Source organism: Proteus faecis (genome assembly GCF_030286765.1).
GTDB classification, from domain to species: domain Bacteria; phylum Pseudomonadota; class Gammaproteobacteria; order Enterobacterales; family Enterobacteriaceae; genus Proteus; species Proteus faecis.
Window position 1 is genome coordinate 416,250 of sequence record NZ_JASVWV010000001.1, and the last position, 21,681, is coordinate 437,930.

At 40.4% G+C, this 21,681-nt stretch carries 25 protein-coding genes and 1 tRNA gene; 7 read left to right on the forward strand and 19 right to left on the reverse strand.

The genetic code is table 11. The annotated features are described in order from the left end of the window. Positions 1-392: 392 nt before the first annotated feature. Together QSH13_RS01900 and rsuA are read right to left on the reverse strand one after the other, a co-directional pair. Positions 393-1,577: a Bcr/CflA family multidrug efflux MFS transporter gene (locus QSH13_RS01900; RefSeq protein ID WP_109397935.1), complete on the reverse strand. Its 1,185-nt coding sequence runs from the start codon at positions 1,575-1,577 to the stop codon at positions 393-395. Between the two features lie 37 nt (positions 1,578-1,614). Further along, entirely contained in the window at positions 1,615-2,319 is a 705-nt protein-coding gene (rsuA, locus tag QSH13_RS01905; protein ID WP_109397936.1) for a 16S rRNA pseudouridine(516) synthase RsuA, read from the reverse strand. A 183-nt stretch (positions 2,320-2,502) separates the two neighbouring features. Here rsuA and radD point away from each other — a divergent pair, with 183 nt between their 5' ends. Together radD and rplY are read left to right on the forward strand one after the other, a co-directional pair. Beyond that, entirely contained in the window at positions 2,503-4,266 is a 1,764-nt protein-coding gene (gene radD / locus QSH13_RS01910) for a DNA repair helicase RadD (protein ID WP_196544769.1), read from the forward strand. Between the two features lie 144 nt (positions 4,267-4,410). Continuing rightward, complete coding sequence (rplY, locus tag QSH13_RS01915; RefSeq protein ID WP_023581385.1) at positions 4,411-4,695, forward strand: 50S ribosomal protein L25; 285 nt, start codon at positions 4,411-4,413, stop codon at positions 4,693-4,695. A gap of 83 nt (positions 4,696-4,778) precedes the next feature. Here the strand turns inward: rplY and yejK are convergent, their stop codons facing one another. Further along, positions 4,779-5,783 (reverse strand): nucleoid-associated protein YejK, encoded by a 1,005-nt coding sequence (gene yejK, locus QSH13_RS01920; protein WP_099074944.1) that lies wholly within the window; start codon positions 5,781-5,783, stop codon positions 4,779-4,781. Between the two features lie 155 nt (positions 5,784-5,938). Here yejK and QSH13_RS01925 point away from each other — a divergent pair, with 155 nt between their 5' ends. The 5 genes from QSH13_RS01925 to QSH13_RS01945 all read left to right on the forward strand — a co-directional run bounded on the left by QSH13_RS01925 (position 5,939) and on the right by QSH13_RS01945 (position 9,197). Continuing rightward, positions 5,939-6,166: a YejL family protein gene (locus tag QSH13_RS01925; RefSeq protein WP_004247042.1), complete on the forward strand. Its 228-nt coding sequence runs from the start codon at positions 5,939-5,941 to the stop codon at positions 6,164-6,166. Between the two features lie 26 nt (positions 6,167-6,192). Beyond that, a complete protein-coding gene (yejM, locus tag QSH13_RS01930; protein ID WP_286038732.1) occupies positions 6,193-7,929 on the forward strand; it encodes an LPS biosynthesis-modulating metalloenzyme YejM in 1,737 nt (578 codons plus the stop codon). Between the two features lie 86 nt (positions 7,930-8,015). Continuing rightward, a tRNA-Pro gene (locus tag QSH13_RS01935) sits at positions 8,016-8,092 on the forward strand. 214 nt (positions 8,093-8,306) lie between these two features. After that, on the forward strand, positions 8,307-8,549 hold the full coding sequence (locus QSH13_RS01940; RefSeq protein WP_109406418.1) for a hypothetical protein: 243 nt from the start codon (positions 8,307-8,309) through the stop codon (positions 8,547-8,549). Between the two features lie 78 nt (positions 8,550-8,627). After that, complete coding sequence (locus tag QSH13_RS01945; protein WP_109406419.1) at positions 8,628-9,197, forward strand: serine O-acetyltransferase; 570 nt, start codon at positions 8,628-8,630, stop codon at positions 9,195-9,197. Between the two features lie 37 nt (positions 9,198-9,234). On the opposite strand, the gene QSH13_RS01950 is transcribed toward QSH13_RS01945, so the two are convergent. The 16 genes from QSH13_RS01950 to QSH13_RS02025 form a co-directional block, all read right to left on the reverse strand. After that, complete coding sequence (locus QSH13_RS01950; protein ID WP_286038733.1) at positions 9,235-10,611, reverse strand: hypothetical protein; 1,377 nt, start codon at positions 10,609-10,611, stop codon at positions 9,235-9,237. 5 nt (positions 10,612-10,616) lie between these two features. Then, on the reverse strand, positions 10,617-11,273 hold the full coding sequence (locus QSH13_RS01955; protein WP_109397941.1) for a DUF2612 domain-containing protein: 657 nt from the start codon (positions 11,271-11,273) through the stop codon (positions 10,617-10,619). Further along, positions 11,270-12,457, reverse strand: a complete 1,188-nt coding sequence (locus QSH13_RS01960; protein WP_109397942.1) for a baseplate J/gp47 family protein — start codon at positions 12,455-12,457, stop codon at positions 11,270-11,272. The genes QSH13_RS01955 and QSH13_RS01960 overlap by 4 nt, the downstream gene beginning before the upstream one ends. Next, on the reverse strand, positions 12,450-12,794 hold the full coding sequence (locus QSH13_RS01965; RefSeq protein ID WP_004250600.1) for a contractile injection system sheath initiator: 345 nt from the start codon (positions 12,792-12,794) through the stop codon (positions 12,450-12,452). Before QSH13_RS01965 ends, QSH13_RS01960 begins: the two co-directional genes overlap by 8 nt. Continuing rightward, a complete protein-coding gene (locus tag QSH13_RS01970) occupies positions 12,791-13,483 on the reverse strand; it encodes a Gp138 family membrane-puncturing spike protein (RefSeq protein WP_286038734.1) in 693 nt (230 codons plus the stop codon). Before QSH13_RS01970 ends, QSH13_RS01965 begins: the two co-directional genes overlap by 4 nt. Before the next feature lie 2 nt (positions 13,484-13,485). Next, complete coding sequence (locus QSH13_RS01975) at positions 13,486-14,301, reverse strand: baseplate hub protein (RefSeq protein WP_036937853.1); 816 nt, start codon at positions 14,299-14,301, stop codon at positions 13,486-13,488. Further along, entirely contained in the window at positions 14,267-14,584 is a 318-nt protein-coding gene (locus QSH13_RS01980) for a phage baseplate plug family protein (protein ID WP_020945489.1), read from the reverse strand. Before QSH13_RS01980 ends, QSH13_RS01975 begins: the two co-directional genes overlap by 35 nt. Then, positions 14,584-15,111: a phage baseplate protein gene (locus QSH13_RS01985; protein ID WP_286038736.1), complete on the reverse strand. Its 528-nt coding sequence runs from the start codon at positions 15,109-15,111 to the stop codon at positions 14,584-14,586. Before QSH13_RS01985 ends, QSH13_RS01980 begins: the two co-directional genes overlap by 1 nt. Position 15,112: 1 nt before the next feature. After that, positions 15,113-17,374, reverse strand: coding sequence for a coiled-coil domain-containing protein (locus QSH13_RS01990; protein WP_286038737.1), 2,262 nt, complete (start codon positions 17,372-17,374; stop codon positions 15,113-15,115). A gap of 85 nt (positions 17,375-17,459) precedes the next feature. Beyond that, positions 17,460-17,918: a hypothetical protein gene (locus tag QSH13_RS01995; protein ID WP_098943490.1), complete on the reverse strand. Its 459-nt coding sequence runs from the start codon at positions 17,916-17,918 to the stop codon at positions 17,460-17,462. A gap of 40 nt (positions 17,919-17,958) precedes the next feature. Further along, entirely contained in the window at positions 17,959-18,411 is a 453-nt protein-coding gene (locus tag QSH13_RS02000) for a phage tail fiber protein (RefSeq protein WP_196549933.1), read from the reverse strand. A gap of 10 nt (positions 18,412-18,421) precedes the next feature. Beyond that, positions 18,422-19,909: a DUF3383 domain-containing protein gene (locus QSH13_RS02005; RefSeq protein WP_286038738.1), complete on the reverse strand. Its 1,488-nt coding sequence runs from the start codon at positions 19,907-19,909 to the stop codon at positions 18,422-18,424. A gap of 8 nt (positions 19,910-19,917) precedes the next feature. Then, positions 19,918-20,433, reverse strand: a complete 516-nt coding sequence (locus QSH13_RS02010; RefSeq protein WP_286038739.1) for a phage gateway protein — start codon at positions 20,431-20,433, stop codon at positions 19,918-19,920. Next, positions 20,420-20,791: a phage collar protein gene (locus QSH13_RS02015; protein ID WP_004250582.1), complete on the reverse strand. Its 372-nt coding sequence runs from the start codon at positions 20,789-20,791 to the stop codon at positions 20,420-20,422. Before QSH13_RS02015 ends, QSH13_RS02010 begins: the two co-directional genes overlap by 14 nt. After that, complete coding sequence (locus QSH13_RS02020) at positions 20,791-21,249, reverse strand: hypothetical protein (protein ID WP_088206686.1); 459 nt, start codon at positions 21,247-21,249, stop codon at positions 20,791-20,793. Before QSH13_RS02020 ends, QSH13_RS02015 begins: the two co-directional genes overlap by 1 nt. Beyond that, positions 21,249-21,680: a DUF4054 domain-containing protein gene (locus QSH13_RS02025; RefSeq protein WP_082151820.1), complete on the reverse strand. Its 432-nt coding sequence runs from the start codon at positions 21,678-21,680 to the stop codon at positions 21,249-21,251. Before QSH13_RS02025 ends, QSH13_RS02020 begins: the two co-directional genes overlap by 1 nt. Position 21,681 lies beyond the last annotated feature (1 nt).

Genomic DNA, 21,681 nt, shown 5'->3' on the forward strand with positions numbered 1-21,681 from the left:
GCAAAGAGACATATCAAACCATTCATTTAGCTTAGTGTGTTTGCAGATATTCATGTCTGCAATACTCAATCTCTTCAATTATTCTTTCATTTATTTAACATTTTATCAACTATATAAAATAATTGTATAAAATATTACGTATTCAAGTAAAACAATCCATCAATTTTTATCACGATGCTTCATATCAACAAAACAACAACAGATGATTATTAAAATAAATTTTACTTAATTTAACAAAAAAACAACATCGAATATTGATTCAAATCAAAAAACTGCACTAATTTGAAACGATTCATGAAATACAGTAGAGGGAAATGAGGTGTTTTTAGAAGAAATAGAAGAAAAAAAAGAGAAGCACGCTATAAATTTCTGTTATTTATAGCGTGATGTTCTTATTTATAACGACGAGCAAGCAAAATAAAGCCCATAGCAAACAGTACACAGAATGCCATAGAACTTACCATTGGCCATTCTGATTTAGCTGGTAGCATAGCAATAGCCGTTCCAACTAAAGCGCCCACACCAAAACGTACAGTTCCTGCAAGAGAAGAAACTGTCCCGGCCATATGGGGATAATCATCAAGGATCACAGCCATCGCATTCGATGTGATCATCGCAATACCTCCCACATACATTGCTACGCCCACAACAAGGAAATAAAAATGTAAATTAAGAGCAACCACCAGCAATAAAAAAAGCCCCATAAAACATTGAATCGTTAATCCTAGGCGTAACATATTCAATGCACCAAATCGACGAACATATCGTCCATTAATGCTTGTCATCAAAATTAAGAAGATGATATTAAAACCAAAATATAATCCAAATTGATCAAATGGAATACCATGTAATTCAATATAGACAAAAGGACCTGCACTAAGGAACGAAAACATGCCAGCAAAAGAGAAACCTGAAGCCAATATATAACAAAGGACACGGCGTGTTCTAAACAAGCTAATAAATTGGCTAAATGTCACTCTTAGGCTAAAGCGTTGGCGACGCTCTTTGGGTAATGTTTCTGGAATATAAAAAGCAATTAATACAGATGCGATCACAGCAGCTATTGCGATACTCCAGAAAATAGCATGCCATGAAAACCAATTCATCACCCAAGCGCCTAATAGTGGTGCTAATAACGGCGCGATGGTCATAACAAGCGCAACAAAAGACATACTTCGAGAGAAGTCATCCCTAGAGAACATATCTCTCATCAATGCATTAATCACAACACTTGCCGCAGCAGCTGCAAAGCCATGTAAAAAGCGCATGCCAATTAACATATCTATTGATTCAGATAATGCACATGCACTAGAGGCAAAAGCAAAAACAATTACGCCGCCCAAAATGACAGGCTTACGCCCCAAGCTATCAGCCATAGGACCATAGACTAATTGCCCAATAGCAAAGCCAAAAATATAGATACTTAATGTCATTTGCACTTTGCCACTAGGCACACCAAAATCTTGTGCAATAGTGGGTAAACTTGGCAAATACATATCTATAGCCAATGGCATAAGCATAGAAATCAGTCCCAGTATTAAAATGAGACTAAGGTACGACGAACGTTGCTGTTGCACGAAGATAAACTCCCAAAAACGACAGGATAAATAATAATTATTGAGGTAGATGAATACTGTTGATCTCTTCTTCTGTTAACGGACGATATTCACCCTCAGCTAAAGTCTCATCTAATGTGATATCTCCAATGCGCTCACGATGTAATGCACTTACATGATTCCCCACGGCTGCAAACATACGTTTTACTTGGTGGTATTTGCCTTCACTTATTGTGAGCTTAACTTCTGTTGGTGTAATAATTTCTAACGAGGCTGGTTTTGTTAAATCTTTTTCACCGTTGAGTTGAACACCTTTTTGAAATTGTTCAGCGACACCCTCTCCAATCGGTTCTTCTAACGTCACCAGATAGGTTTTCTCACAATGATGTTTTGGCGCCGTAATACGATGTGACCATTGACCATTATCCGTTAATAAAACAAGCCCTGTTGTATCAATATCTAAACGCCCAGCAGCATGTAATTTATGTGCCAACGGTTCATCAATAAAATAGAGAATTGTTGGATTAACAGGATCATCTGTTGAACATACATAGCCAATCGGCTTATTCAACATAAAGTAACGAGGCCCTAAAATTTGAGTTAAAACATTACCGTCGTAAGCTACTTCTTGCTCTGGTGCAATCTTAGTTGAACCGCTTTTCACCATTTCGCCATCAATTGTTACAAGCCCTGCTCTTAATTCACGAAGAACCAAACTACGGCTAATACCCAATTGCTGGGATAAAAATTTATCTAATCGCATGAATTTCTCTGAAAAATGGAAGAATACCATCTGATATGAGGTATCTATTAAAAATGAATATAAACAATAAAACAACTAATTAATTTGTAAATAAACTATCACGCTATATACCCTTTCCCTTTATTCGCGCTACCCATAAAAAAATGTTACGCTGACGCCCCGTTTGATTTCTTATATAGCGCTATGGCTTTTACTCTCAGACCTTATCAACTCGACGCTGTTAATGCGACAATCGCTTATTTTCGCCAATACAATACACCTGCGGTAATTGTCTTACCTACTGGTGCAGGAAAAAGTTTAGTCATTGCAGAACTCGCTAAAAGAGCGCGCGGACGTGTATTGGTGCTAGCACACGTAAAAGAATTAGTAGAACAGAACCATAGCAAATATGAGGCTTATGGTCTATCTGCAGATATTTTTGCTGCGGGCTTACAACAAAAAGAGAGTAGCGGAAAAGTTGTTTTTGGTAGTGTACAATCTGTTGCCCGTAATTTATCACAATTTAGTGATACTTTTTCCCTTCTTATTATTGATGAATGCCACCGTATTAGTTTGTCTGAAGATAGCCAATATCAGCAAGTCATTAAACAATTGCAATCCATTAATCCACAATTACGGATCTTAGGATTAACTGCAACACCTTATCGTTTACCTACAGGGTGGATTTATCAATATCATTATCACGGTATGATCAGAGGCAATGAAGAGTGCTTTTTCCGTGATTGTATCTATGAATTACCTTTGCGTTATATGATAAGCAATCATTTTTTAGTTCCACCAACTCGCCTAGATATGCCTATATTGCAATATGACTTTAGTCAAGTAAGAACAAGTCAAAATGGAATATTTAATGAAGAAGATCTAAACCGTGAAATAAAGAGACAAAAACGTATTACGCCTCATATTGTTACTCAAATTATTGAATATGCAAAAAGTTGCCGAGGTGTAATGATATTTGCAGCGACGGTTGAACATGCAAAAGAAATCCTTTCTCTTTTACCACAAGATGAAGCGGCATTAGTCAGTGCGGATACACCATCTTATGAACGTGATAATCTTATTTCCCGTTTTAAACAGCAGCAATTACGTTATATGGTTAATGTGGCCGTACTCACAACTGGCTTTGATGCACCACATGTTGATTTAATCGCAATCTTACGCCCCACTGAGTCTGTGAGTTTATACCAGCAAATTGTAGGACGAGGATTAAGATTATTTGCAGGTAAAACAGAATGCCTGATTTTAGATTATGCAGGTAATCCTCATGATCTCTATCTACCCGAAGTCGGTACTAAAAAACCCAATCCAAATAGTAAGCCTGTGCAAGTTTTTTGCCCTCTTTGCCAATTTGCTAATACCTTCTGGGGCATCATAGATGCTGATGGAGATATCATTGAACACTATGGTCGACGTTGCCAAGGTTGGGAGCTCAATGAGCAAGGGCAAAAGCAGCAATGTGAATTTCGTTTCCGATTTAAATTATGCCCTCACTGTAATGAAGAAAATGATATTGCAGCACGCCGCTGTGTTCATTGTGATGAGATCTTAGTTGATCCTGATGATATGCTCAAAGCAGCATTAAAACTCAAAGGGGCTTTAGTCCTGCGTTGTGGTGGGATGCAATTTAAATCAGGAAATGATGCTAAAGGTGAATGGTTAGAAATAAATTATTACGATGAAGAAGGCACTTCTGTCTCTGAACGTTTTCGACTAACCACACCAGCCCAAAGAAAAGTATTTGAATTAAAATTCTTACGTGAACATCAACGAGCACCAGGCGTTCCTTTCATTTGGCATAATGCCAACGACATTATTAAGCAATTTGATTTATTGCGTCATCCTGATTTTATTGTGGCTCATAAAGGTAAAAAAGAGAGCTTTTGGAAGATAAGAAATAAGATTTTTGACTATACAGGTCGCTACAGAAAAGCAGATACCTTGTATTAATCTGGATTTATATTTGCTGTTAGGGGACTTTTTCGTTAAAATGCGCCCCGCTTTATCTATTTTTAGATAAACCAAATCTCGAGCTTGTTGCTGGGTCGCCTGTAACAAGTATGTATTTTCTTTCTTTTTTATAAGAGAAAAAAGATGTTAACTATCAAAGCAACTGTACGTAAAGAGCAGGGTAAGGGTGCGAGCCGCCGCCTGCGTGTGGCTAACCGTTTTCCTGCTATCGTTTATGGCGGAAATGAAGAGCCAATCGCTATCGATTTAGATCACAACGAAGTTATCAACCAAGAACACAAATCAGAATTCTATTCAGATTTCGTAAACCTGGTTATCGATGGCAAAGAAACTAAAGTTAAAGTTAAAGCAGTGCAACGTCACGAGTATAAGCCAAAAATTACTCATATCGACTTCCTGCGCGCTTAATAAGCCACCCTTCGAGCTTTATTTTTCGGGACGCCGAGCATGTAACGCCACTTAATGTGGCGTTATTTGTTTCTACTACTTAATTATTTTTCTGATGCTCTACGTTGTAACTGATCACGTAAATTAGGTGGTGTACCTTTAATGGTGAGTGTATCTGTTGCTGGATCCCAGAATATTCTCTCCCCTAATAATTTCGCATCAAAATTCACGGTTAATCCACCACCACTTCCTGAATACTTCATCAATTGACGTAACGTACTGCGATCTGCTGGAAATGTTTCAGCTAACTCATAGCCTTTTTCTTCAGTAAATTGAGCAAAGTTTTGATCGCCCAAAGACGGTAATTCTTCAGCAAGCTCTGTTAAGGCAATTTCTTCGCCCGATTGCAATTGCTCGTTACAGTAGCTATATACTTGCTCACGACAAGTTTGACGCTCTTGCTTGCCCATTTCTGAAGCTTCACAAAAATCGTCAACCGCTTGTAATAATCCTTTATTTTGAACTTTAGCGTTTAAGCCTTCTTGAGCACCTAAAAAATCCATAAAGAAGTCAGATACTTTGCGTCCAACACGACCTTTTAAAAACGTTAAATAACGTAAAGAGTCGGGTGCCGTTTCCCACTCAGTTAAATCGATACGAGCGATAATGTCTGCATGAGGAATATCTAAATAGCGTGTTGATGACACATCAAGGCTGTCATTTACCCACATACTGTTACAACTACTAAGTACGGCAATTAAAAGGTAATCCACCGCTAAATAACGATAGTGACAAAATAGAACAGTGCCACCTTCTGCAAAAGGGTATTTTGCTAATTCATCTTTTAGTCTCACGGTTGCCGCTCGTGAAAAACCTAAAAAGTTCTCTTCGCCTTTACGTTGTAAGCGCAACGCTTCTGCTAATTCGCTTTCTTCATTAAACAGACCATAAGCTTTACTTTTTGCACTGTAGACACGATGCAACTCTTCAATCATCTCCTGAACAACGGGTTCAATTTCTAAGAGTGAATCACGTAGCACAACTTCTAATGTCTGCTCATCTCGCTTAATAAGTTGATGCAAAACTAATTGGTTAATATCTAGACTCATGGTCGTCCTCTTCTATTGCGGCTCTTTCTCGTGCGCGTATTCAAACACTCCCTACTTTCAGTATCAAGGGAAAATTAATTAATTTAATAGCGGAAAAAGGCCTAGTAATACGGTAATATATAGCGTTTTATTCATATAGTAGGAATTCAGATTTTATGCCACAAAAATCCCGTTATAGTGATGAACAAGTTGAGCAATTACTTGCAGAACTTGTCAGCGTTCTTGAAAAACATCATACTCCTACAGATCTTTCTTTGATGGTGTTGGGGAACATGGTGACAAACTTAATTAATACAAGTATTGCCCCTGCTCAACGAATGCTGATTGCTGATTCTTTTGTTCACGCATTGCGTGCTTCGATTGATGAAGGCAATATTCACTAATAAACATAGAAAAATTATTTATAGACATGGTAACGAAACCTCAGTCCTATCGTGAAAAAGTATCCCAAATGATCAGTTGGGGTCACTGGTTTGCGCTATTTAATATTATTCTAAGCTTACTGCTTGGGAGCCGTTACCTGTTTATTTCTGACTGGCCCGCAACTTTTGCTGGTCGTTTTTACGCTATTGTGAGTTGGATGGGACATTTTAGTTTTATTGTCTTTGCTATCTACATACTCATCCTTTTTCCACTCACTTTTGTCGCTGTTTCCCAACGGCTACTTAGAGTTATTTCCTGTGCCCTTGCCAGTGCAGGATTAACTATCCTTATTTTTGATATCGCCGTTTACCAGCAATTTCAACTCCATTTGACCCAACTTGTTTGGGATCTCGTGATTAATCCAGATGAAGGTGAAATGGCGCGTGAATGGCAACTTATCTTTATTGGCATTCCCATCATCTTTCTTATTGAAATGCTTTTTGCAACATGGAGTTGGCAAAAGTTACGTAGCTTAAATCGCCAACGTTGGGGTAAACCATTAGCGGGTGTCTTTATTACTTGCTTTATATTGTCTCACTCTATGTCAATTTGGGCTGATGCTAACTTCTATCGCCCTATCACCATGCAACGTGCCAATTTACCATTATCGTATCCAATGACGGCGCGAAAATTTCTTGAACGTCATGGTTTTATTAATCAATCAGAATATGAGCAACGTGTTATCAGTGAAGGTAATCCAGCAGCGCAAAGCATCACCTATCCTCTAGCTCCATTAATCTATGCCAAAGATACCTATTCTTATAACTTGTTAATAGTTGTCATTGATGGTTTAGGTAACGAAGAAGTGCCTGAGTTACCGAGCTTGCAACAATTTGCACAAAATAACCTTTATTTTTCAAAACATTACTCATCAGGTATAAATAATGACACTGCATTATTTGGCCTATTTTATGGTATTTCACCTTCTTATTTAGACAGTGTGTTAAGTAGCAGAAAAAACTCTGCACTTTTCGATGCGTTAAGTTATCGAAACTATCAATTAGCAATGTTTTCAACTAATGGTTTCCAAACACCATTGTTTAAACAAGCTGTGCTATCAGATTTCTCTCTCCCAACATCACGCAGTGGTGATAACAATGCCACAATTGATAGTTGGAGTAATTGGTTGGTCAAGAACAGCCAAACTACCCCTTGGTTCTCTTTCTTACAAATTAATGGTCACACCAATAATACGTATCAACGAGCCACATTAAATAATCAACTAGAAACAATATTTAAGACATTACAAGAAACCAAAGCGCTAGATAATACTGTAGTTGTTGTCACTTCTAGCTATCATCAAGATAACAACAAAAAACAAATTAATCAGTGGCTGTTAGATAAGACCACCTTTAATTTAGGCCAATCACAAGTGCCATTGATAATACATTGGCCAAATATGACACCACAGGTTATTGATCGAATGACAAGCCATCAAGATGTTATGACGACCTTGATGCAACATGTTTTGCATGTCATTAGTCCAGCAGATAACTATTCACAAGGAGAAGATTTATTTGCAAGTACTCGTAATCATCCATGGATTTTTACAGGTGATGACGAGGCATTTGTCGTCTTTTTACAAGACAATACCTTGTTAATAGATAAACATGGTCGGTATGCTTTATTTGATAAATCAGGGCAAGAGATCAGCGCTGCAAAACCTGATTTAAAATTACTACTGCAAGTTCTAGCTGAGCAGAAACGTTTTATAGAACGCTAGCACTACTGAATAACGTATAAAATTACATCACTTAATTAGCAAAGGGTTGCTTTAGCAGTCAAAAACAGTAATATACATGACACAAACGGCATGTAGCGCAGCCTGGTAGCGCACTGTCATGGGGTGTCAGGGGTCGTAGGTTCAAATCCTATCATGCCGACCAAAATTCCTTAGAAAAACCAACCACTTACGGTTGGTTTTTTTATGTCTGAAATTTGCTACTGGTAAAACTCTGGTAAAACTCTGGTAAAACGACGACAAATCATCTCTCAAAATCACCCTTTCTTTAGCTCATAAAACTGCCCTTTTCTTCTTGCTATTCTATTCATTACCTTATATAAATTACTGTATAAAAACACAGTAAAGTAGGTAATACCATGATTAAACTTGAAATCAATAATGCGGAATATATTGCTCAGTTAGAAGAGGCTCGTTTATCTGCAGATAACCCGTATGGCTATCTGTTTATGGATATTATCTTTTCTGATCCAAAGTTTGATGAAAATACGTTTGAAATGAAAAATGTAAGACGGGAACCGATGAGAACGTATATGACAGAGGATGTGGCGAGGGATTTGTTTGAGAAGTTGAAAGTGTATATCAACCATAAAAAACAATAATAATAAATATATATGCTATTATGATTACTCTTTATTTATTGATTAATACAAAATCATTTTTAGGGTTAAATCCACACTATGGATGACTATGGAACATTAGAACACTTAAAACATTATTTAATTAAAGAAGTTATTGGTTCAACAAATAAACCTTTTTCTTGGTTTCGAGTAATTCGCCGAGTCTGGCTATATCCAGAAAGACGGTTTAATTTTTGGTGGAGATTATCAAATTATTTTTATTATAACAATAAACATAATTTAGCTAATTTCATACATAGAAAAATTAGATTTAAATATGGGTGTGATATATCACCCAGTGCAAAAATAGAAAAAGGACTAACTATTGGACATTATGTTGGCGTTGTAATTACAGGTAGAGCTATCATTGGTGAAAATTTTAATATCCGTCAAAATACAACAATTGGTATTAAATCAGTAGGTAATGATGGATATATCTATATAGGTAATAATGTAACAATTGGTGCTAACTCATGTATCATTGGTAATGAGTTACATATTGGTGACAATGTTATGATTGGGGCAATGAGCTTTATTGATAAAGACATACCTTCTGATAGAGTCGTATTTACCCCAAAAGAAAAGAACACAATAATAGAGTCTCATATTAAAAATAATTTCATTATATAAATAATAGTCGCCTATCTAAATATAGGCGACATAGAAATTAATCAGCCAACCAAATCTCGGAAAAATTAGAGTAATTAGCACCACTTGCACTAATTTTCCTACCTCCACCTGTTGTCTGCATTTTTATAAATCCAGATCCTCCATGCGACACGTTGATCATAATATTATCGGCAGGAGGAAATGTGGCGATACACCATCCATCAGTGCTATTGTTATTTTTTAAATAAACTGTCTTTCCCCTCACGTCTTCTGTAACTGATACTGTTTTATTTCCATCAATCCCCCCCCCAACTTTTCGCCAACTTTTTCCTGTACCTTTCTTTTCATATCGAACATCACTTTCTGCTTTAGTATAACTACTCCCAGCAGTGACATAATTTCCTTTTGGCTGATATTTATTATCAGATTCTGATTTTGAATAACTGTAACCAGAAGCTTGATAACTGCCTTTTAGTTGGTATTTACCGTCAGACTCTGCCTTTGTATACGAAGCACCTACTAATGCATAATTACCCGCAGGTTGGTAACTACCTTTTGATTGATATCGTCCATCACTTTCCGCTTTTGTGTAGCTACTTCCCGCTGGCGCATAACTGCCTTTAGCTTGATATCGGCCATCCGACTCGGTCTTCGTATATGAAGCACCCGCTAACGCATAATTACCTTTAGGTTGATAATTCCCCTTAGGTTGAAAAGCATCAGTAGAAGCTTTCTGGCTCATCACATGAACCTTTGATGTTCCCGTACCTTGAGCTACATTACTCTTATCAAACTTATTATTAAGCCCACTATTTAACGCTGAATTTGTCGCGTAATCGCCTGACGGTTGGTAACTTCCTTTCGCTTGATATCGGCCATCCGTCTCTGCTTTTGTGTAACTATCCCCTTTATTAGCGTAGTTCCCTGCTGGCGCATAATTACCCTTTAGCTGATATTTGGTGTCAGCTTCTGCCTTTGAGTAGCTATAACCAGAGGCTTGATAGTTACCTAGTGGTTGAAAGCGTTGATCTGATTCTGTTTTAGAATAAGCGCCTACATCACTCGCAGTGGCATCGGCTTTCAACTCTGCCCATGCATTACCGGCAACCGGCTCAATATTGTTATTCTCAACTTTAGACTGCCAGACTTTATTTTTATGGTACACAATAGTGCGTATCGCATACGGCTTACCAACTTCATCCCATTTTGGAAAACCAAAAGATTGTATTTCGCCAATCGCTTCCGTGATATCGTGAAATATCCCGTTCATTTTTTCACGTTCAATATCTTTCGCAGCAGGATCGGTGACTTGGTCACGTTCATAGTCGTAACCATAGCCTTGTGTATAAGACACAGAACCGTCTGGTTGGATTTCTACGGGTATAGAAGCCTTATCCCCTTGTGTTGCAAAGGGGGTTTTAAAAATAGTTGTCATAGGAATTATGCTCCGAAGTTACTGCCTAAGAAGTTTTTACGATGCAGACCAACGCCAAAGGCTTTTTTAGTCACAATGCGATATTTGACGCCAACGCCAGAAGGACGTGGCATTAAGTCGAAATTTTCGAGAAGAACACGTAGGCGTTCGTCAGGGTTGAAGTTAAAGACGTAATACATGTAAGTCATGTCCAGCGGATCAAGGACAAAGACTTTGCTGTCATCACGCCAAAAGAAACGTTTTAAAAACTCGTTAATATTGGTGACCGTGGGGCTTTGTGTCAGATTAAAATAGCGCATTCGTACTAACATGCGTTTTTGATCAACGGTCAGTGACAAGGTGTAATCTGCATTACGTCGGAAGTTAGATTTAAAATTGGCTTTCCTTTTGCCAAAACCAAACCCAACTTTATTTTTGTCGCTTGGTGGAATATCAATACCTAACGGTACATCCAGAATACGTGACCAGATTGAAAGCCCAAAGTCATTTGCCGTATCGATATTAAACACATCTCGGTACCAATTTTGCCAAAATGACACCATCGACTTTTCAAAATGAGAGGCCTTAAAACTAGCGAGCTTTTTTAAATTCTCTGCATCTTCATACTGCCAGAGGATCGCTTTTAATAGGTCGGAATGAAACTCAAATTGTTGAACGTTCATACAATCACCACTTGCACAGCACCCCGTTGCAAGCGTGCGATTTGATTAATGGCAATCGGAATTAATGCGACATTCCACACTTTCCCATCTAGCGACAATTCAACTTTAGTCACGAACAGACGAGGCTCAACGGTATTCACTGCAGAGGCTATCTCAAAAGGTGATACTTCACGCCCAACAATCAAACCGTTATCGCCGTCCAGCTCTCCGCGCGTCCATTGTTCAATAGCACTGGGGATGATAGTTTGCGCATCAACGGCTGATTTTTTAACTGTCACTCGACAAAAAACGGTGATCTCTTTAGGGCGTGAAAATTTCACTTGGTACTCTTGCCCACTCACCGGCTCAACAACACCAATTTCTATCTCTCCATTAAAAGCCGATCCAATAGTTTTTGTTCTCAGCAATGATTTAGCAATTTCGTTACTGTCGCCCCCTTCAACACAAACGTAAATGCTGTGAGGCAACAGAGAAATTTCATCAATAGTGAGCACCGAATCGGTGTAGTTCTCGCGAAAAGAAAGCGAGTTAACGCCCTCTAATTCATACAGTGAAGAGGTGATCGCTTCTGCGACACTGACGGTATTTTTAGCCAGTGTTTGCTTACGTCGTCGTCTTGCTTTGATATCAGATTCAGCATAACGACCAACAACCGCATGAGTGGGGTTATTGACTTTCTCCCAACCTAATACTGAGCTAGCAACAGAATTCAGTTGGCCGGCACCGCATTCAACAGGGCCATATTCAACCGCCCTCATATCCCCTGTTGCTTTGCCGGTATTATCAATAATCAAGGGTGAAACTGTTTCAAACATAGCACCGGCAACACTGGATGCTAATGAGCCCTTGGGAATAATCGTGCTGGGCACGCCACTAAATTCAACGCTGGAAAGATAAGAGTGAGTGGCATTAATGCGTTGGCCCCCCATTAGCGCCCATATTGCATCAAGAAAAACACCACCAGCAATATCGGGATTGATTTGATTTGCTAACTCGGCATTATTCCTCACCATTGCATCACGGTTTTCAACTTCCATCGTCGCCAATGCCCCTTGTGGTGTTTCAGGGGCAAGGTTAATCGATTGACCAAACACCGCACGAAACTCGCTTTCGACTTCATCACGTATTGTGGCCGTGTCGGGAAGAATAACGCCTTTATTATTGATATAACGATAATCAGCCATTCAATGTAAACCCTCCGTATATCGTGCGAATTGTCGCTTGGTACTTCAATTCACCGTTCTCGACTGTGGCGCTAAAATGGGTCACTTCAACCACCTCTTCAATTTCGCTCATACGTTGTCTAAACGCCGTTTCAAACATCGGGATATCAGCTTGGCGACCAAAGGTTGTTGGCCAGAACGGAATACCTTTATCTTTTTTATGTAACATTTCACCACGCACGGCCTTGGCAAAATGCTGACAAAGGTTTTTAACCGCATCGTCTTTTTCGCTGAATTGGAGGTTTCCATCAGGGCCGATAAAGAGATCATTATTTTTATCGATTGAAAATGTTCTCACAGAGGCGCTCCTGTATTTCCATGACCGGTCTCAACACCGCTATGTTGATGCGTAGAGCCAATATCTTTTCCATTGTGTTTCATCGTGCCACCACTAGAGTCACTATTACCATTTACGGACTGATTGCCATTCACAGTGACATTGCCAGTAAATATGGTTTCAGGGGCTTTGACTTCATACTTAGGGGTTTCCAACACAACTTTATCGTTATGCAGAGAGAAACAAACTGAACCATCCATTGATTGAATAACCAAGGCATCAATGTTCTTTCCATCAATCGCCCATCCTTTGATGGTGTCAGGGAAAAACATTGCGTCACTAAATGAATGGAGGCGTGCGGTATTAGGTTGATCCTCCAATCCTCCACGCTGAAATATCAGGCTAATATCTCTGTCATTGGCTTTTATCCAACCAAAATCACCCGGTTTAATCGGTGCGCGAATAAAGAAACCACCTCCGCCAAATCTAAAAACGGGAATGTTGGCCAATGGTGCACGCCCGACCGTTCCCCCTTCCGTTGTTACCATCATCACCAGTGGTTTGATAACAGCACGATTGGTTTTATCGTCATAACTGACCACTGTTGCAGGGAGCATGTCCTCTGTATTCATCATCAAGTTACGAAATGCAGACGAGAGCGCACCAGCCAGCGAACCATCACTGGCAATATCAGTATTGGGTTTATTCATGGTTATGCTCGTTTACAGGTAGCCTGATAAAAGAAAGGATCATCATGTGACGCAACATCAAATTTCAGTTGTTCAATGATATAGTCGCCATTAAGTGCAGAATTAAATTTACTCTCGAGCCGTAGCATCCCTCCTAGTTCTGAGGCACCATCAATCAAATAAGTGACAGATAATCCTTTTTCGGTGGCTTTAGGTATACCCACCATGCCTGATTTCATGCTGAGAATGCGCAAGCGCCCTTTTAAGGCTTGGTTATCATCTTTGACAAACAACGTATCATCATCAATAAAGGCTTTAACGTTTCCCGCTTCCTGCAATCGTTGTACTTGCTGTAACGCTGAACCGCAAAAATACCAATTAGCAATATTTTTATCGGTAGCTTGAAAGTCCAATCTAACCTTGCAATCCTTTGCCACCGATGACGCGATCTCGCTCATTTTCTGCATGGCACCACCACTAGAAGAAACAATATCACCTGAGCTGGCGTTATTGGTTTTAGCCTTAATGGTTAGCGTGACATCAGGAGGCGAGGCAATTTCTGCACTGACAATATCACCGGTAAAGATACGAAATAATCCCGTATTGACACGCCCTACCTCTAGGTAAAGACGACGTGTTTGTTTGCTTTTATGATAAGGGCTGGTTTCAGTGAGAAGATAATCTCGAGTGTGGGCATTTAATCCATCAATGCTAACTGTACATTCATTTTGTAAGGGGTTTGCGTACTTGGTACCGTTAGCTTTAATCCGCAATCCTTCATACCACTGCAATCGTTCTGCAACTTCAATCCCCACCCGTATTCGTCGTAAGTCCATCATCACTCCAAATAATTAATGATTGGGTTCTATCAAATGATTCATACCAGGGCAGATCATCATTTTCTGTTATAAATGCTAAATTCGTGCCATCAGTCAGGTAGCGATAAGGAATGATAGGTGTGTTTGCCACCGCACGCATGCCTACGGCGATAACCTCACTTTCACGTTCAATATCAAGATACATCGCATGGCGACCAGCTTTTATTGTCAGCGTCCAATTAACACCTTCCAAATTGACGGATAAGCGTTGGTTTGGAATTGCTTTTAAGGGTATGACTTTCATTAGAAGCTCCAATCCCCATCTGCGATACGTGTTGCGACCGAACCTTTTTTCTTAGTCTCAGTATCGGCGTCTTTTGTTTGCACATTTCCCCTATTTACCGTTGATGACTGCGTTGGCTTTTGAGTGGCTCGAGGCGGTAAATCTCCGTATTCAGGCTCAACGGTGCGCCACTCAACAAACCGTAGCGACAGTTTTATCGCATCTATCATGTCGGGTATTTCATCATGATTAAGACCCGTTAATAACATTGGTTGATAGGTTTTTACTCGGGTTTGAATACCAACAAGTTTGTGTTCATCAAACGCTTGTTGCATCGATGAGAAGATGTTTTTCATCTCCCCTGTTAATAGCAAATCTATACCAATTTCAACGGGGTTAATAATCACATGATCACTGCGTGTTTCACCGTTTTCAACTTGAAATTGTGTCGCCTTATGTTCATCTCTTACATTGATTTGAATCGGACTCACGCTATCAAATAGAGTAGAAAACGATTCTAAATCAAAGATTTTGACTTCTGTAAGCAATTTAACCTCCCAATCCACTAGAATGTTGTTGATTGACATTAGCTATTTCATCTTGTAGTGCATTGCTAAGTCCACTTGCGACACCTTGTGCATCGGTTGCTTGAGTTTCAACCTTGATTTCTCCAATACTTACGTTACTTTCATTCTTCACATTGGATTGATTACTAATGGCTTGGCTGGTAATAGGGTTCATTGCATTGTTGGCTATCGCATCTAACTGTGCATTGGCTTGAGCAATAGAGTGTCTAACCGGTTGTTGTGTTGTTTGGCTTTCTTCTTGTTGAGGAATGGCATATTCAATCTCGCCATTATCATTGACGTTCCGCTCTACGTTTTGATTGATAGTAATTTCTTCATCGTCACCGAACCCAAAAAACTCTTTAGCAGATTTCCAACCATTTTTAACTGCATCAAGCCCTGTATTTACCCAACCAATGATTTTTTTAACTTGCTCCCACATCCATTCAAACGCGCCCACAACGGCATCCGTCACCGTAGTAAAAACACCCGCAAAGGACTTACCCCACCCTGCAATGACAGAGATACAATTGATGAGAAACTTAATATAAGCCTTTAAGCCTGAAGCCATTAGCTCCCAACCGGCAACAACAATATCCGCCACAACACCGACAATAACCTTTAGATATTCAAAGAGCTTTTTGAATGTTTCCCATAGTGCAAGAATGATGATTTTCAACTGAGGGTATTTTTCAAGAATACGCCCAATCATTGAATCATTTCCGTCAATGAAATTCATAATGTCGTCATAAACAATCGCAAATGCCATCGCTAAAAGCGCAATAATGGCAATAATAGCGATAATAGGCCATGTTGCAGCAAGTGTTGCTGATGCAGCAGCTAACATAGGGGGAACGTAATAAAGTGCTACGGCCAAACCAATAGCTGAGAAAAAACCTATCAATAAATTTTTGTTTTCTTGGCAAAATTTGACAAAGGTTTGCACCCAATAAAGGACTTTAGTTAACGCTGGTAACGCACTATTCATAATACTCATCATGACACTACTGAATACGGTTTTTAATCCGCCAGTCACTTCCTTATATTTTTGGGATTGTAATGCAAGTTCCTTTGTAACAACGCCATTCTCCTTTTGCTTTTTAGTCAACTCCTCGAGTTCTTTTCGTCCTTTAAGAATGGATTCAACAATTTTATTGTCTGTTATTCCCACTTCTTTAATTCGAAATACGGCTTCTTCTTTGCTCATCCCTTGCACAGCATCAGACAAGCGATATATGCCCTCCATTGCGCCAATAGATTCGCCTTTCATATCTTTTAATGAGATATTTAAACTTTTGAAAACATCTGCTTTCCCTGATGAAGTATCTTGTAATGCTTCACCAATACTTTCAGACATATCCATCAATGAGTCACGAGCGCCTTGAGCATCTCCTCCCATTGAGGTTATGACTTTGCCAAAAGCATCAACATCTTCAACAGGAAGTTCTAAGGCTTCCGCGGATTGAGAAAGCGTATTCACTTCTTCTGCTGTTGTTTGAATAAATGACGCAATTCCCCCTACCGTTAAACCAATCCCAACCATCCCTGCCATTCGACCGAGAAAACCAGCTAACGACGAGGTCGCCTTACCATAATTATCGGCAACCTCATCGGCTGACTCAGCTAATTCATTATTTCGCCTCGTCAGTCGTTCCGTTTCTCTAGATGCCGAATTATTCGTGGCAATTTGATCATTGATTGACTGTTCAGCTCTCTGAATATTACGTTCGAGTAATACAATGCCTTCCGATAATTTTTTATTACTTTCTGATGAGAGAGCATTAGACTGTAAAAGTAACTTCGCATACTCAAGATAATCTTTCATTTTCTCTATGTATGCGCTCAACTCAGCTTGAGCAGTATCACTATCAATATTTATCTCAGTCTGTTCGTTGGATACATGACCTAAACTATCAATAATATTTTGAACAATATTATCAATGTGTTCAGAATTACCCTCCGCTTCTTCAGTGATCCGTTTAATTTCTGAAATGATGGCATCAGAGGCATTTGATGCATCACCATTAACATGAATATCAACTGAATTTGACGATAATTCTGTCAATTGTGCGGATAGATTTTGAATAAATTGTGTAAACCCATCCGCACCGATAGTTGCCGATTGTTGCGCTTTTTTCATCTCAGCAATAATGTCATCGGTCGATTTGCTCACCCGATTAAGCGCATCATCGGCTTGGCGGGTATCAAATTCAAATACCTGAACAAATGTATCTAGCAAGGCCATATGATTTATCCTTTCGATGAAGCCAGCGCTTCGTTATAACGATTGGTAATGGCGATCTCCCACAAATCAAACGCCTCTTCTAAATCTATTGACGTTTTAAGTTCGGTGAGCGTGGCGAAACCGGCTGAGATGATGACGGCAAAGAAGCCATCAGCGTTTTTATAATCGACGGGAGTGAACCGGTTATTTTGTTGAGCAGGAATTGGAGGAAACCTTGACTCCCGTCTTTGCCGAAAAAACTGGTGTTATACTTCAACATTTCCAGTTCTAGACGAATAAGGGCTTCACCATCGGGCACATGGTTATCAATTAAAGTGCTGGTCTTTAGATAAATCTCTTGTCCCTCTTTTTCGACAGCAACATACGCCATCATCTTTAACATAGCTTCTTTGCTGACTTCATAGTCGCCAATTTTAGGTGCATTGGATAAAGGGTATTTCGCCAGAATTTCACGTCCAATCGTTGCCGGTAATCGGCTAATAATAAAAGTGTGCTCTTCACGATCAGCATCGGTGATCGTAATTTCTTTCGGTTTAATTAACATGATTAATATCCATAAAAAAAGGCGGAATAACCGCCTAGAATTAACGTGCGCGAGTGCGATCGAAGTCTTGAAATACGAAGGTATACGCTTTGGATTTGTGTCGTCCAGCACTGGCAACAGAGCTACCACGACTACCATTGGTTATTTTTCCGTTACGTGCTGTGGTCGTTGAACCATCACCATACGAAGCAACCATTGTGATAATGTCACCGGCATGTCGTTGTCCACGTCGTGCGGTGTTCGATTCCAGTAAGATAGCGAGATTTTCGTCTTCTTCACTGCCCGCTAAGACGTTAATGGTGACCGTTTGAGGTGTTGGCGTTGACCATGTAACCAAATTACCGTTGATATCCATTCCTGTTTGCGCAATGTCCACTGCAGGCAAATCTAATGGATCGGCATCATCAGCGAAGGTGGTAATTTGAATACCGGCAGGAAAGGTTTTGTGTGCTTGAATAACAATACTCAAGCCGGTTGCTGATACATCATGCATATTGTGTTCCTTACACTAAGTTGTGAGAGCCTTCGACTTTACGAACCCAGTCGCCCTTACCGTAAATCAATACGTATTTCATCACGTACTCGGGTAAATCAGAGGGTCCTGTGTTTTCGACAATCTGAGCGTTGTACCAATAACCTTTGTTTTGTACATCGTGCCATGCTAGGTCATCACCTGAAGCGTCAGTCACCGCGATTTTTTGCACATCAGTTAAGGTTTTACCCGCTAGAATAGTGCCGTTATTAATCGCTTTAGTCACCGCCCCCGCAATCACCATCATTGCTCGTGCTTCGCCGTCTTTATTAGCCGGGACTCCGCGTGTGGCCATAAGTAAACTAAACCACTGTTGCGCAATATAGGCTTTTAGCCATTGCTCGTTGGCATGGACACTCATATCTAATGGGTTGGCAACCCCACCACATAAGAAGCCACGTTGATAGAAACTGATATGTGAACCCGATACGGCCGTTTCTCCGTAATAATTCACCCGTAATTTATCTAAGCGATCGGCATCGATATCGGTCGTAATTTGAGACGGGAATGTGACACCAAATTGACGATACATATAGTTAGTTGTTGCATTGGTTCGGTCATAATCTGTGGCTGACATAATGGCCATAGGTAACGCTTGAACAAAGAAATTATCCGTTGTTTTCAGGTTTAAGCCCGTTGAAGCCGTACCCACCAGCGCTCCGCTAAAATCTTCTGCATTTTGATTGGTCACAGACAGGTGCAATTGATACTTCACGTTTTCGCCTGCCACGTACTGCGCCAACTCTACGGCATGCTCTAATGAGAGTTCCGTTAAAAACGTTGCACTACCAAAAGAGTCAGAAACAGCCTCAGAAGCAATAAAGGCTTGTAACGGAGTTTGTGCAGGATTACCGGCTGATGATGTGCCATGACTGATATTCATCGCATCAGCAAGCACCGATTGGCGTACACTAATATCCGCACGCTCTTGCACACCACCGCTAATGACAAAAGCGCTGTCTAATGAATTAAACGTGACATAGGCGCTAGCAAATTGAGGCTCACTTTCTGCGTTTAATTTCGCCTGCACTGCTGTCGCAACATCCGCGTATGACGTACTTTCAGTGAGATCAATTCCTGTGATTGTTTTGGACACTTTGCCAATAGTGATATTAAGTTCACCGTCATTAATTAATTTTAAATCAGCTAAATCGCCTGTCTTTTCGCCAAACAAGGTAGGCGCTCGACCAACAGGCTCATAAGAGGCAATTTGCAGTTCTTTCGGCTTACTTGCTGGTGCAGGACTGACATAGCTGAAATACTGACGCGCAAAATGTGCCTCGGGGGAGTCAGTACCCAATAAGTCATCCACTTGGCCACTGGCAAATTCAAGCACTTTACCGGCAGGGATTTTAGAGTTAGTTGAAAAAATACGAGCCGTGAGCTTACGCATCGGTACAGCAGACGCGCCAATCACCGCACTCGCGATATCGACATAGCGAGTTTGTTTGATAGACATAACGTTCCTTAAATACGATAGATATCGGGATACAACGCACTCACGGCGTCTGTATCAGGATGAAGTGTGCGATTAAATGTCACATTGAAATCAAATGAGGGGTTTTGTTCGTAGTTGCCCTGGTCATTCAGAAAATAAGGTGTTCGAATACCGCTTGCCCGCTGAACGCCAATGCCTTGTTTGCGGAGAGCTTCAACAAAGGGCAATGAATTGGCGATCATTCTGACAATAGCGGTAATATCCTTAGCTGTATAATTGCCTAATTGCGTCACGAACACTTGAACTTGGTACGTATTTTCGGATAACTGGTTTTCTTGGTGATTGGCTTTATTGCCTTGAATGTTATATTTTCGCCCTTGCCAGCCGAGACCGTTTTCATTGATGGGGAAAAACATCACCATGTTATCTTCACGGCCTTGCTTGGTAGATTGAAAACCGGCTTTAACGGGGATCTCAATGCCGACTGCTTTTAACTGCAATAAGAGCTGTTTTCGAATGACGACATCAACTTCATAATCCGTCATAAGTACCCGCCTCAATACAGATCACCGATTTCCATCCATCTTGTTCGTACCAGTCTGCATCACCCACTACGTCATATTTTCGACCATTGAACACCAGAAAATCAGGGGATGTACCACGTTGAACGGCTTTAATATCATGAGAGGTATATAGGCGTCGGTACACTTGGCTCGTATCTAATCCCATTGATTGAACATCTTGGGTATCGACCGCTTGCCAACTGCCACGAACTTCTACGGGATCATAATAATAATTTTGGTCATTCCCTCGCTCATCGGGTGCCCGTTCTTTAAATCGAAACCAAAGCACCTTTTGCTGTGGAATATAACGTGAAGCAATACGATTTAAGTTACCAAACATTATTTATCCTCCACTGCGAAACTAACCGCTTGAAGCATTTGGCCAGTATCGACTAACGGCTTATCGGTGGCTTTACCTTTGCTATGGCGCCGTGCTCTTGCCTTGACGGTTGACTCCTCCAGTGCCGGTGTTGTGACTGCTTTTATTGCCATTTTCACATCGCCCGCCACCGTCGCACCAATTTGTGCCAGCCCATTATCCAGCGTGATATTGCCCTTAACAGACGCTTTCACTGCTCGAAAAATTAACTGACTATAATCCTGCTTTTTGTCATTCATGGTCGGACGTAAAAATGGGCGAGGAGGAATGCCACCGGCGGGATAGCCCAACTCTTGAATAGAGGCAACATAAGCAATCGGTGTTCCATCGGGATATTTTGCGTGTTCAAAGAAACCAACACTTAATCGCTTTTTAGCCAATTCATCATAAACCGCTTTTAATTGCGCTAATTTAGTCATTAACGTAATCGCCCTCCTCTCGTAAATCGCCCTCCTACCCCCCGAAAAGCTGAACGTTCGCCACCACCACCAAAGTATTGAGGTACGCTACAACGCTTAATTAACGCTAGAAACTGCTGTCCAAAGGTGGTCATTTTAAACCAGTGCGACCAGTCCGAACCGGCAGGCGGTGCCGTAAATGACACGCTTACCTTATCGATAGTCACACTCGTCACCACACCGGTAGGCGACTCATCATCAGCAATCATTTTTCTGAGTGTTAGCATGTGTGCAACAACAAGCATCCACAGCTCGTTAGTGCAAACACCCTTACAGGCAGAGAAATAGTTCAACGCAGATTGAGCAATGATAAATATTTCATCATCACCCACACCGTTAAACTGCGGATAGAGCACACGGAATGACGTTAAAGGAAATGTGCTCGTCTCCATG

Coding starts and splice junctions, on each gene's coding strand:
- QSH13_RS01945 (WP_109406419.1), top strand. CDS start 8,628: ATGGATGACTATGGAACATTAGAACACTTAAAACATTATTTAATTAAA.
- yejK (WP_099074944.1), bottom strand. CDS start 5,783: ATGAGTCTAGATATTAACCAATTAGTTTTGCATCAACTTATTAAGCGA.
- QSH13_RS01925 (WP_004247042.1), top strand. CDS start 5,939: ATGCCACAAAAATCCCGTTATAGTGATGAACAAGTTGAGCAATTACTT.
- rplY (WP_023581385.1), top strand. CDS start 4,411: ATGTTAACTATCAAAGCAACTGTACGTAAAGAGCAGGGTAAGGGTGCG.
- QSH13_RS02005 (WP_286038738.1), bottom strand. CDS start 19,909: ATGTCTATCAAACAAACTCGCTATGTCGATATCGCGAGTGCGGTGATT.
- QSH13_RS01940 (WP_109406418.1), top strand. CDS start 8,307: ATGATTAAACTTGAAATCAATAATGCGGAATATATTGCTCAGTTAGAA.
- QSH13_RS01960 (WP_109397942.1), bottom strand. CDS start 12,457: ATGGCTGATTATCGTTATATCAATAATAAAGGCGTTATTCTTCCCGAC.
- QSH13_RS02025 (WP_082151820.1), bottom strand. CDS start 21,680: ATGGAGACGAGCACATTTCCTTTAACGTCATTCCGTGTGCTCTATCCG.
- QSH13_RS02000 (WP_196549933.1), bottom strand. CDS start 18,411: ATGCATGATGTATCAGCAACCGGCTTGAGTATTGTTATTCAAGCACAC.
- QSH13_RS02015 (WP_004250582.1), bottom strand. CDS start 20,791: ATGTTTGGTAACTTAAATCGTATTGCTTCACGTTATATTCCACAGCAA.
- QSH13_RS01975 (WP_036937853.1), bottom strand. CDS start 14,301: ATGATGGACTTACGACGAATACGGGTGGGGATTGAAGTTGCAGAACGA.
- QSH13_RS02010 (WP_286038739.1), bottom strand. CDS start 20,433: ATGACGGATTATGAAGTTGATGTCGTCATTCGAAAACAGCTCTTATTG.
- QSH13_RS01995 (WP_098943490.1), bottom strand. CDS start 17,918: ATGTTAATTAAACCGAAAGAAATTACGATCACCGATGCTGATCGTGAA.
- QSH13_RS01990 (WP_286038737.1), bottom strand. CDS start 17,374: ATGGCCTTGCTAGATACATTTGTTCAGGTATTTGAATTTGATACCCGC.
- radD (WP_196544769.1), top strand. CDS start 2,503: ATGGCTTTTACTCTCAGACCTTATCAACTCGACGCTGTTAATGCGACA.
- QSH13_RS01980 (WP_020945489.1), bottom strand. CDS start 14,584: ATGAAAGTCATACCCTTAAAAGCAATTCCAAACCAACGCTTATCCGTC.
- QSH13_RS01950 (WP_286038733.1), bottom strand. CDS start 10,611: ATGACAACTATTTTTAAAACCCCCTTTGCAACACAAGGGGATAAGGCT.
- rsuA (WP_109397936.1), bottom strand. CDS start 2,319: ATGCGATTAGATAAATTTTTATCCCAGCAATTGGGTATTAGCCGTAGT.
- QSH13_RS01970 (WP_286038734.1), bottom strand. CDS start 13,483: ATGAATAAACCCAATACTGATATTGCCAGTGATGGTTCGCTGGCTGGT.
- QSH13_RS02020 (WP_088206686.1), bottom strand. CDS start 21,249: ATGACTAAATTAGCGCAATTAAAAGCGGTTTATGATGAATTGGCTAAA.
- yejM (WP_286038732.1), top strand. CDS start 6,193: ATGGTAACGAAACCTCAGTCCTATCGTGAAAAAGTATCCCAAATGATC.
- QSH13_RS01955 (WP_109397941.1), bottom strand. CDS start 11,273: ATGAACGTTCAACAATTTGAGTTTCATTCCGACCTATTAAAAGCGATC.